9 protein-coding genes are annotated in these 11,460 nt (G+C 56.7%); all 9 read right to left on the bottom strand.

The genetic code is table 11. From position 1 onward, the window contains the following. Nucleotides 1-165: 165 nt before the first annotated feature. Nucleotides 166-1,641, bottom strand: coding sequence for a transcriptional regulator FleQ (gene fleQ / locus BLS27_RS15165; RefSeq protein ID WP_090345480.1), 1,476 nt, complete (start codon nucleotides 1,639-1,641; stop codon nucleotides 166-168). 168 nt (nucleotides 1,642-1,809) lie between these two features. After that, the gene (locus tag BLS27_RS15160; protein ID WP_043210877.1) at nucleotides 1,810-2,106 is read right to left on the bottom strand and encodes a flagellar protein FliT; all 297 of its coding nucleotides are present in this window, start codon (nucleotides 2,104-2,106) and stop codon (nucleotides 1,810-1,812) included. 16 nt (nucleotides 2,107-2,122) lie between these two features. Further along, nucleotides 2,123-2,518: a flagellar export chaperone FliS gene (gene fliS / locus BLS27_RS15155; protein WP_043210879.1), complete on the bottom strand. Its 396-nt coding sequence runs from the start codon at nucleotides 2,516-2,518 to the stop codon at nucleotides 2,123-2,125. Between the two features lie 140 nt (nucleotides 2,519-2,658). Then, complete coding sequence (gene fliD, locus BLS27_RS15150) at nucleotides 2,659-4,068, bottom strand: flagellar filament capping protein FliD (RefSeq protein ID WP_090345478.1); 1,410 nt, start codon at nucleotides 4,066-4,068, stop codon at nucleotides 2,659-2,661. A gap of 76 nt (nucleotides 4,069-4,144) precedes the next feature. Further along, nucleotides 4,145-4,501: a flagellar protein FlaG gene (locus BLS27_RS15145; RefSeq protein ID WP_090345475.1), complete on the bottom strand. Its 357-nt coding sequence runs from the start codon at nucleotides 4,499-4,501 to the stop codon at nucleotides 4,145-4,147. A gap of 72 nt (nucleotides 4,502-4,573) precedes the next feature. After that, nucleotides 4,574-5,425 (bottom strand): flagellin domain-containing protein, encoded by an 852-nt coding sequence (locus BLS27_RS15140; RefSeq protein ID WP_090345473.1) that lies wholly within the window; start codon nucleotides 5,423-5,425, stop codon nucleotides 4,574-4,576. A gap of 262 nt (nucleotides 5,426-5,687) precedes the next feature. Next, complete coding sequence (locus tag BLS27_RS15135) at nucleotides 5,688-6,623, bottom strand: ketoacyl-ACP synthase III (protein ID WP_090345471.1); 936 nt, start codon at nucleotides 6,621-6,623, stop codon at nucleotides 5,688-5,690. 172 nt (nucleotides 6,624-6,795) lie between these two features. After that, entirely contained in the window at nucleotides 6,796-7,872 is a 1,077-nt protein-coding gene (locus BLS27_RS15130; RefSeq protein WP_090345469.1) for an NAD-dependent epimerase/dehydratase family protein, read from the bottom strand. A 4-nt stretch (nucleotides 7,873-7,876) separates the two neighbouring features. After that, on the bottom strand, nucleotides 7,877-11,386 hold the full coding sequence (locus BLS27_RS15125) for a glycosyltransferase (protein ID WP_090345467.1): 3,510 nt from the start codon (nucleotides 11,384-11,386) through the stop codon (nucleotides 7,877-7,879). Nucleotides 11,387-11,460 lie beyond the last annotated feature (74 nt).

The following is an 11,460-nucleotide window of genomic DNA, read 5'->3' as shown; positions in this document are numbered from 1 at the left end:
GACCGTCATAAAAACGGTGTGTTGCCAGCGATGTAGCAATAGCCGTGCCGGGTATAAGGAAATGCCGCGACCTTCATCGCAAGGCGGCGTTGCACCACCCGGCTGCAGAGGGCTTGCCGGCGCGAAGGCTGCAAAGCAGCCCCGCTTGTAGAAAAGCAGAAGGCGTCAACCTTCTGCCTGATCGTCACCTTCTCGACGGCTCATGCCGTACTTGCGCATCTTTTCCACCAGCGTGGTGCGGCGGATACGCAAGCGCTCGGCGGCTCGCGCGACGATACCGTTGGCGTCGTCCAATGCCTGCTGGATCAGGCCCTGCTCGAGGTTGCCCAGATAATCCTTCAGGTCCAACCCTTCTGGCGGGAGCATGGCGCTGCCGGAGAAGCTTGGCGCGTGACCGTTGATCGCCGCGCGTTCTTCCAGATCGCTGCGCAGGCTGTCGACCATCTGCTCGTCTTCGTCATCGACGTAACGGAATTTCTTCGGCAACTCGGAAACCCCGATCACCCCGTATGGATGCATGATTGCCATGCGCTCGACCAGATTGGCCAGCTCACGGACGTTCCCCGGCCAACCGTGACGGCACAGGGACATGATCGATGCTGAGTTGAAACGGATCGAGCCGCGCTTCTCGTGCTCCATGCGCGAGATCAGCTCGTTCATCAACAGCGGAATATCCTCGACTCGCTCACGCAGCGGCGCCATTTCAATGGGGAAGACATTCAAGCGGTAGTACAGGTCTTCGCGGAAGGTCCCTTCCTCGATCATGGTCTCGAGGTTCTTGTGGGTCGCGGCAATGATGCGTACATCAATGCTCTGGGTCTTGTTGCTACCGACCCGCTCGAAGGTGCGCTCTTGCAGCACACGCAGCAGCTTGACCTGCATCGGCAGCGGCATGTCGCCGATCTCGTCGAGGAACAAGGTCCCGCCGTTGGCCAGTTCGAAACGCCCGGCGCGGCTGGTGATGGCCCCGGTGAAGGCGCCCTTCTCATGCCCGAACAACTCGCTCTCGAGCAACTCTGCCGGAATCGCCCCGCAGTTGACCGGCACGAACGGCGCTTCGCGGCGTTTGGAGTGGTAGTGCAGGTTGCGCGCCACCACCTCCTTGCCAGTGCCGGACTCACCGAGAATCAGCACGCTGGCATCGGTATCGGCCACTTGCTGCATCATCTGGCGCACATGCTGGATGGCACGGCTGGTGCCGACCAGGCTGCGGAACAGATTGGGTTCGCGCTGGCGGCCGCGCTCGCGGGCCTGGTCGTACATTTCACGGTAGACCTGGGCACGGTGCAGCGAATCGAGCAACTGGCTGTAGCTCGGCGGCATTTCGAGATTGAACAGAACGCGACGGCGTAGGTCTTCCGGGAAGTCCGCAGAAGAAATTTCACCTAAAAGCAGAACCGGAAGGAACTCATCCCATGCAGCCACTGTCTTAAGCAGCCCAAGGACACCCGCCGGAGCATTCACGGTCCCGATCAGTACGCACAGCACATCGCGACTCGACGACAAAGAAGCAACCGCCTGCTGCCAATCATAGCTGGAGCAGGAGAGGTTTTCTTCGCCTAGAAAATTCAGGACCACCGCCAGATCGCGGCGGCGTTCGCTGTCGTCATCGATCAGGAGGATCTTGGTTTCACGCCACATGCGTTAGCAACTTCCCTAGTCATTTCGACGCCCGCAGGCGTGCTCGACATCATTCCGACTGAATGATCAGTGCTCGGACGTCTGATTTTGCGAAAACAGTCACTAGTTAAGTCAAAAAAACGCACACAGTCAAATTAATGGCGCGCGATTTTTTGCACCCCTCCAGCGTCAACTGAAGAGATGGTATACCTTTGCGGCATTTTTCGCCTGACGAATCTGCGTCATCTCGTCGACTATCGATTGACGTTCGCCACTTGCAATATCAATAAGTTGCCGATAAACGCCAAGCAACTGCTCTAGGCTGCCCTTTACCGCATCTTCGTTGAGCGAGGCCTCCGCCAGCACGTCATCGACGCAAATTCGGCACTCCAGGTCGAGCTCGCCGATCGCATCCCAATCACGACTATCCAATGCCGCCAGCAGCGCCTCACGGGTCTGCTCGATACGCTCGATCACCTCGCTCATTGCAACCTCTCCCGAATCAGTCTGCCGGCTGCTGATCGCCGATCGCGTCCCAGCCTTCCTTGACCGTGATGAGCAGACGCGCCACCTCATCAATGATCGCCGGATCGTTCTTGACGTTGGCTTCGACCAGGCGACGGCTCATGTAGCTGTACAGGTTGTCCAGATCGGTGAGGCTGTCGGCATGGTTTTCAAGGTCCAAACCTTCGCGCAACCCGCCGATGATGTCGATGGCCTTGCCGATCAGAATGCCGCGCTGAGGGACGTCGTTGCGCGCCATGGCGCCCTTGGCCTGGGCAAGACGATCGAGACCGCCCTGCATGAGCATTTGTACCAGACGGTGCGGACTGGCCACGGAGGTCTGCGCCACACCATTGACTTTCTGGTATTGCCGGAGGGCCAACATCGGGTTCATGGATCTACCTCGTTGCAGCGAAAAAGGTTGCGTATACCTGTGTATCGTCGCGGCGTCAAAGAACTTTAGCTACAAAGCCAAAAGCCCGGGGCATCAAGAGGACGCTACCGGGCTTTTTGCATCTCAGCTACACGCCGGAATTAGGACTTCTTGGCCTGGGCGTTGATTGCCTCGAAGATCGAGGAAATTTGATCAGCCTGAGCTTTCATCTTGCCCAAGGCTGTATCCAAAGCCACGTACTTCTTGGTAAGGGATTCGGTCAGGGACTCTGTACGACGATCCAAGGCAGCCTGCTGATCGGCCAAACTCTTGGCAGCCTTATCCAGGTTGGCCTTACGGGTCGCCAGGCTGCCATCGGTCTTGTTGTAGGGCTCGATGGCCTTGTTCATTCGCTCGAAAATGCCATTGGTGCCTGTGAACAGCTCCTGCACCTCTGGGCCGAGCTTCTTGTCGTTCATGGCGGCGGTGAACTTGGTACTGTTGAACTCGAGCGTACCGTCCTTCTGAGTCGTGTTGATACCCAACTGACTCAGCGTGGTCAGGCTCGAACCCGCACCCGTTTCGCTCAACACTTTACGCACATCAGCCAATAGCGAGCGAGTAGTAGGATCGTTGGTCAGCGGCCCGAGCACCAGATTATCGTTACTGTCGCGGCTTGTGGTCGTCAGCGAATTAATCGCTTTTTGCATCGTGTTGTAGGCATCGACAAAGCTTTGGACTGACTTTTTCAACCCTTCATTATCGGCTGCGACAGTGACCTTGGTGGCCGCACCGTCAGGCTTGGGTGTCATCCCCATCAATTCCAGTGTCATGCCACTGATGGCATTACTGACAGTGTTGCTTGCACTCTTGACGGTGAGTCCGTCAATGGTCAGCACTGCATCCTGAGCCTTGGCAGTAATGAAGCCAGCACCGGTACCAGAAAGCTGAGTCTTACCATTGATCACCAACTCAGGGATACCGTCCAGCGAAATGTCGGTATTGGCACCTGTCGTCGTAGAGCTGAGCACCAAGCGGGAACCACCCTCTTCGTTGACGATGTTGGCGGAAATACCGTTGACACCCATTTCCTTGTTGATCTGGTCACGCACGCTCTGCAATGTCGCGCCAGAACCGATCTTCACGGTGTACGTTTTGTCACCCTGGGAGATCGTCAGGTCACCGGCAGTGATAGACTTATTCGCCCCCTCGGAAAACCGCTGACTGGCCACCTTGGAGCTGGTTGCGAGCTGATCGACCTTGATGTCGTAGCTACCGGCCACCGCTGTATTGCCCGAGGTCACCTTGACAATGGACTCATTGGCCGAAGTCGCTGCATAGGCATTGAATGCCGGCGCTGTTTTGTCGTTCAGCTTCTTCATGGCGTCCTGGAACGCCGTAAGCGCACTGCGCAGCGAGCCAATGCCCGAAATCATCGCACTGTTGTTGCTGGTCTGGCGCTTGATCTGCGCTTGCTTGGCGGCAGTATCGGATTGCACCAGCGCCTTGACGATCCCGGAAATATCCAGACCAGAACCCAGACCAGTGGAGGAAGTAATCGGGCTTGCCATGCTGTTGTCCCTCTCGTCAACGCGTCAATCCTGATCCGCAGGACCGACATGATTCGCATCATTTGTTCGCCGCCACTTATACCTTGGCGTCGAACAGAACACTTTTGACATCACTCAGGCTGTGGGCGATTCGCAGGGCCTCTTCCGAGGGAATCTGGCGGATCAGCTCTCCACTGTCGCTGGCGATGACTTTGACCACGATTTTGCCGGATTCCTCATCAGTAGAGAACTCCAGGTTACGTCGAGTTTCGTTCAAGAACTTTTCGATTTCCGCGACGGCATTCTTCACGTCGTCGACGCCCTGCACCTTCACCGGGTCGTCCTTCTTGGCTTCATCGAAAACCTCTGCCGGCTGGACAACCGACTTTTCGGCAACCGGCTCGGCTTGGCGTGCAGCCTGATAGGACAGGTTCAGCTTGACGCTCATGTCCATCTTTACCACCTCACAATGAAAAGGCGGGGAAGCGCCACAGGTGCACTCCCCCGCCGAGAACTGTCAGGCAGATTAGCCCAGCAGCTTCAGAACTGCCGATGGCAGCTGGTTGGCCTGAGCCAGAACCGAGGTCGAAGCCTGCTGCAGAGTCTGCTGCTTGGTCAGCTGAGCAGTTTCAGCGGCGAAGTCGGTGTCCTGTACACGGCCGCGAGCGGCTTCGGCGTTCTCGTTGATGTTTTGCAGGTTGTTGATAGTGCTGGTCAGACGGTTCTGAGCAGCACCCAGCTCGGCGCGAACATCGTTGATGGTCTGCAGAGCGGCGTCGATGGCGCTGACAGCAGCGCTGAAGGTGGCTTCTGCCTGGGTGCTGGTGGAGCCGGTGACGCTCTTACCGCTCAGGCCGCTCAGGGCACCGGTGCTGGTCAGCTTCTTGCCCAGGTCGATGGTGATCTGGTTGTTGCTGTTGGCATCGGAACCAACCTGGAAGACCATGCTGCTAGCCGTGCCGTCGAGCAGGTTCTTGCCGTTGAGCTGGGTGCTGTTGGCGATACGGTCGATCTCGCTCAACATCTTCTGGAATTCGTTGTTCAGCGCGTCACGGTCTTCCTTGCTGTTAGAGTCGTTTCGAGCCTGAACAGCCAGTTCACGCATACGCTGCAGAATGTTGGTCTGCTCTTGCATCGCACCTTCAGCAGTCTGGGCGATGGAGATACCGTCGTTGGCGTTCTTGATTGCCATGGTCTGACCACGGATCTGCGAGGTCATACGGGTAGCGATCTGCAGACCGGCGGCGTCGTCTTTGGCGCTGTTGATTTTCAGGCCGGAGGACAGACGGGTCATCGAGGTGCTCAGTGCGTCGGAAGCACGGTTCAGGTTCTTCTGAACGCCCAGAGAGGTAGTGTTGGTGTTAACGGTCAAAGCCATGACGAATTCCTCGTTGGATTGGGTACTGCGGCTTCCGGCCTTGGCAATTCGCCGGGGGTGTGGCCTAGAGAACCTTCGTAATGTTTATCGTCGCCAGGGCAGTTTGCTTTAGGGTCTTTTGGGATTTTTTTTACTGGCACCCTGCCACCCCAAGAAAATCAAAGGGTTGACGCCAGAATTTTGCTAACCAAAGCCCCCTCCTGAAAAAAAAAAGCGCTTGCGGGAAACGGCAAGCGCTTTTTCTGGGAGACCCTCGAGCGGCTCAATCGACGCGTTCGATAATCGCCGACCCCCACGATAAACCAACACCGAATCCGCTCAAGGCAACGCGCTTGCATTGCGAGCCAATCACATGTTTCTCCAGCAGCAGCGGGATACTAGAAGAAACGGTGTTACCTGTCTCGACCATGTCCTTGACGAACCTCTCCCTATGCGCACCCTCATTGAAGCGCTGAGATACGGCATCAACGATCGCCGCACTCCCCTGATGCAGGCAGTACAGGTCGATATCTTCTGCCTGCAAGTGACTGGCTTCGAGCAACTGTTGCAGATGCGCCGGCACCTTGACCAAAGCGAAGTTGTAGACCTGACGGCCATTCATGAAGAACTTGCCGTCAGTTGTGCGCAAATGCTCGGCACCGGCGCCATCGCTGCCGAACAAGGATTTACCCAATTGCCAGACTGCGCCCTCTCCCATCCAGGTCGCCGTCGCGGCATCACCGAACAGCATGGTGGTGTTTCGGTCTTCGGGATCGACGATCTTGGAATAGGGATCAGCAGTGATCAGTAGTCCATTTTTGAGCCCTGCTGCTTCCATGAAACCCTTCATCGCATACAAGCCATAGACATATCCCGAGCAACCCAGGGAAACATCAAAGGCTGCGACATGGGTCGACAACCCCAGCTTGTGCTGGACGATGGCCGCTGTGTGTGGCAAGCCTTCGGCATCGCCGTTCTGGGTGACGACGATCACTGTGTCGATTGAGGCCGGATCCAGCGCTGGATTGGCTGTGAACAATGCCTGGACTGCTTCGACGCACAGGTCAGAGGTTTCCTGCTCAGCGTCCTTTCGTGGCAGGAAAGTCGAACCGATCTTGCCGAAGATGAAATCCTGATCTTTACCGAATTTCGCACCTTGGGCGTAGTTATCGACACCTTTGAGAGGTACGTAACTGGCGATGCTTTTAATGCCAATCATATGGCTTCCCGTTCATTAACAGCAAAGTCACCACTGCACCCGCACTGGCAGAATGCCAGAAGCGACGCAGTGGTTTCCGATTTTGACAATATACAATGAAGATGCACGTTCTGACTCTAAGGTCACGCGCTTTTCGTCACCCGCAACACGACCAGCCGAAAAATCAGTCCGATCATCGCACCGGCTTCAGATCCACTTCACTTCGAACGCCCTGCTCACGGGCCCATTGCGCCATGCTGTCAATGGAATGGTCCAGCGATGTCCAGTCATCGAGCCCCAACCCACGAGCTTTACCGATATCCGGTACGTAATAGGAGCGCCCACGCGTGACATCCTCCCGGCCCAGGATCCTGACCGGCTTGCCCGGCGCCAAACGAGAAACGACCTTATGGGCCAACTCAGCGATGCTCAGGGCTTTATCGGAGCCAACATTGTAGGCCTGCCCGCTCTCCCCTCTGACCAGCAGCGTGAGCAACCACCCGGCCAGATCCGCCCCATGCAGGTAGCTGCGCACCGCGCTACCACTTGACTGCAATACCAGCTCATCCCGCCAGAGCGCATCCCTGACAAAGTTGCCGATCGCAAAATGTTCGTCCAAGGCAAGACCCGGGCCTGAAAACGCAAAGCACCGGGTCATCACGACTTCCACCCCATAACGTTCGGCATAAATGGCCGCCAAGGTCTCCTGCGCCCGTTTCGCCTCAGCATAGGCACTCCCTGCCCGCAAGCTGTCGCAAGCGCCTGAGCTGCTTTCCAGCACCGGACGCTCCCCTGCGATAGCACCATATTGAGCGCCTGACCCGGTAAAAAGCACCCGGCGGGCACCTGCCCGCACAGCGAGATCCAACACGTTGCGCGCACCACCAAGGATGGTGTCGTAAAGGCGCAATGCATCAGCCTGGCCATTGGCAGTGGTATCGGTGGCTGCGTGGATCACCGCATCACATCGTATCGCCAGCGGTTGCTCGTCCAATGCACGAACATCGGCCTCAACCCAACGAATCCAACTATCCCGAACATACTCCGGGTACTGGCGCAGGAAACGGCCCGGGTTACGGGAGATGGCCGTTAGTTGAATCCCCGCCCCCTGTCGATTCAACAATGCCAGCATGGCCAACAACCATTTGCCGAAAAAGCCGGTACATCCGGTCAACAGCACGTGCTGGCCAGCCAACTGACGAATGTCCAGACATTGGATGACACGCTGGACATCCGCCTCGATAAGCGGTGACTTCAGGGAAACGCTCATGCCGTTATACCCCCAGCCAACTGTCGTGCCATGCGGCAAGGGCACTACCATCAAGCAACCAGTCGCGTCGAATACTACCTTGCAGGAAGTCGCCCAATGCGGCGGCGGCGTTGAGGTCGTCTATATGAGCACGAATGGCGTCCACCCAGGCTTCGGGACGATTGTCTACACGCCTTACCGGCAATTGGCCTCGATAAGCCTCCACATCGCTACAGATGACCGGCACGCCACAGGCGCCAAACTCAAGCAAACGCAGATTGCTTTTGCAGCGGTTGAAGAAATTATCCTCAAGGGGCGCCACCCCCAAATCCAAGTTCAGCGAGGCAAGTTTGGCGGGGTATTGCTCGATGCCGACGGCCTGATGGAATTCGTGTATGTACGGGCGCAATAGCACTGGGCAGGCCCCCAACATCACCCAGTGAACCTCATTCGCCAACGACTTGATGACCTCTGCAATCATCTCCAGATCGGAGACATCGCTGACAGCCCCGACCCAACCAATGCGCGGCTTTCCATCTTGTCGACGCAAGCCTTGCAGAGCCCCCCACCGGGTAGGCGCCAGCCGATTTTCGAGCACTCGAACATCGGCGTTGAACCCCTCAAATACCTGCGCCATGAAAGTGGTCGGTACAAGCAGCCGGTCCATGTATGCCAGCCCATGGCGCATAGCGGCCAGAATGTCACCGGGGGCCTTTTTCTTGAAAGGGGCGGATGCACTCAGGTCGGGCAGGTAAACATCAAGATCACAGACCTTGAATGCCCGCGAGAAGGCTTTCATTCGGCGCAACGCATCAAGATGCTCAAGGCCCAGGGTACGAGCAAGCACAATTGCGTCAGGTTCGAAACGCTCCAGCTCGGTCACCGAAAGCAGCCGAGAAGAAAGCGTCCCCTGTATCTGCCCCAGCTCATTTAACGCTTCAAGCGGATCCTTGATGCGATCACCGGTATTTCCACCTGCTTTATCCAACTGCACCAAGACGCGGGGCAACGCCTTAATTGACGCCAAGGGGCGCCAGGACAATGCATTGTCGACGTAAGAGAACACGCCCCCCGAGGACGCGAGAAGATTGGCATTACTTGCCGGGTCCCGGGCCAATGCTGGCAACCACCGCTCATACAAGCGGTCTTCCTGCTCAACACTTGCAGGCGGCGTCTCTATTCGGCTGATCAATAATTGAACCCTTGGGGTCCATACGTTCAAGTAGCCTGCCTGATGCAATTTCAAGCAAAGGTCGACACTCGACCAAGGCCGCATCTGCTCATCAAAACCGCCCGCAGCTACAAACAACTCTCTGCGTAACATCAGGCATTCACCGGCGAGCGCGGTGTAGCTTTGGTCAACCCGCAGACGGTGCGCATACCCTGCGTCGGTCATTGGAACCCCTTTGAAGTGGTTGGTCACGACTTCCGCCTGCCCCAGCAGCAGCCCCGCATGGCTGATCCGCCCCTCGCTGTCGACGAGCTTGGGCGCGACACAACCAACCTCTGGGCGCCTGCCATGGTTCAAGAGCTGCTGCAACCAATCGCTTCCTGCCACTCCGATTCGAGGATCCATGAAGACCAGGAACTCGCTAAGAGTCTGATCGGCGGCCTGGTTATACATCGCCTCGATTGATGTATCTGCAGGGCAGCGCAGGATACGCAGGAAAGAAGCCGCCAACTGCTCTATGCCAGTTAGCCAACTGATCACCGAGGGGTCTTCATTGCCCCGATCCAGCAGAACCAGCTCAAACTCTTTATGACTGGTATTCCCCAGCAGGCTTTCAACACACCGCTGGGCATAAGCCAGCTCTCCATCAACAGGAATCAGAATACTGACAGTCGCCGACCCTGCATGCGCATAGTCCACCTCATAGAGCCCTGGCCATCGACTTGCAACAGCAGCACCGTCGAAGCCGCGTTTGTGCAGATGCCGCTCGATAACCTGTCGATGCTGAACACTATCCTGCATCACCAGGGCGTTGCCGATGAGCCAAGCCTCACTCTGGTGAATGAGCCCCTCATACCCTGCAAGTTCGATCAGACGTAAAATGAACTCCAGCTCGAAGGCGTCTGGGTATTGGCTGACAAATCCTCCTTGCTGTTGCCAGATATCACGATTGAACAGCCAATGGCTCGTCATGCTGGACGGGAAACTCAACAGCAGGTCCAGATTCATATCCGGGCGCAGCAACAGATCGAGACGACCGTCCGCAAACCGCATCCCTTCGTCAGCGTATAGGGCACGCCAAGACGGCTTTTCAGCAATGAGAAGCGCTGCGCTCATCAATCCTGAAGAGGTGAATGTCTCTCCTGAACGGACAACCATGAACGCATCGCACTCAGCTGTCAGCACGGCTTGGTTGATACTGGATACCGGATCCACCTCATCAAGGACAAACGCCTTGTGACCTTCAGGCAACTCCGTGGCTACGGTCAGGATCATCGGCCGCACCGACACCGCACTGCTCGTTTGAGCAGCCATGCTATCCAGGGTTCGTTGCAGTTTGAGGGTGTCACCGCAAGCATCCAGTATGACGATGCCCAACACCGGGACTGTGACCTCCTGGGTATGCTGCTCTATCAGCTGTGTTTGCACAGCGGTTGGGGTGCGATGCGCCAACCAGCTCTGGGACTGATGTACGGGGGGCCGCTGCGTGTATGCGTCGGCGGCCTGCTGGGTGACTTCAATGAAATGATCGAGCGAGTCCCAGAACGCCCTTCGATGCGTAAGCAAACTCTCCAGCAAGAGCGGTGCCGTTTCGCGTGCACGCTGGATGTTCTCTGGTGTATTACCCCATGCAACACCGTAGTTATTATTTTCATGCTGGGATAATGGGCGGGGGGCATAACGATTGGGAAGAATAATTGCCACGCAGCCGCACAACACTGCTTCGGCCGCCAACCCGGACGCTTCGGTGCAGTAGAAGTATTCACATTGCTGGAAAAGTGCAGCCAACTCCTCCCAGGTACCCGGGCTTCCAAGCGTGATTTCAACAGCATCAGGCGTTAGCAATTGGGGATCGACGGGCGCTTGCCCATTCCGGCCTTGGTAATAACAGATCTTTCCCGGTATGCGAATGGCACTGTCCGTTGGCAGACAGAAGATAGTGGTATCCACGGCGGGCATATACATGACCCGGTCGTCAGGCATTCCGGGCTGCAACAGCCCCCGAGTATAGGAGAAGAGGATATCGCTATCTTCAAACGGGCTAACAGCGCCAAAGAAACCAGGATGATTCAGTAAATACCGAACTACCACATTTCCCGCCAACGGGTTGCCATCTATCACCTCTGGGTAGATGACGATGGGTTCTACGCCTTGCGACTGATGCCGCTCCCTGATTTCATCGGTCAGGCGCGGAGTCATGAGCCTCGGGTCGACCACGCCAGCGGTGATATAAGCTTCATAACCCGAACGCATCAATGCATCGCAAAGCATATGCATCACACGAATGCCTGCCGAAGTCCGGCGATAGTCAGGGGCGACAACGTAATAAGGGCTTGGCCGCTTGGAAAACAATGAGCGAATCATCTACAACTCCTGACAACAGGGCATTCGTGTACTTCCACAACACCTGCAAATAGAGCAGGCTGCTAATTATTACG

The organism is Pseudomonas guariconensis (assembly GCF_900102675.1).
Taxonomy (GTDB): Bacteria; Pseudomonadota; Gammaproteobacteria; order Pseudomonadales; family Pseudomonadaceae; genus Aquipseudomonas; species Aquipseudomonas guariconensis.
Note: the sequence above shows the minus strand (reverse complement) of the source record. Positions and strands in the feature narration are given on the sequence as shown.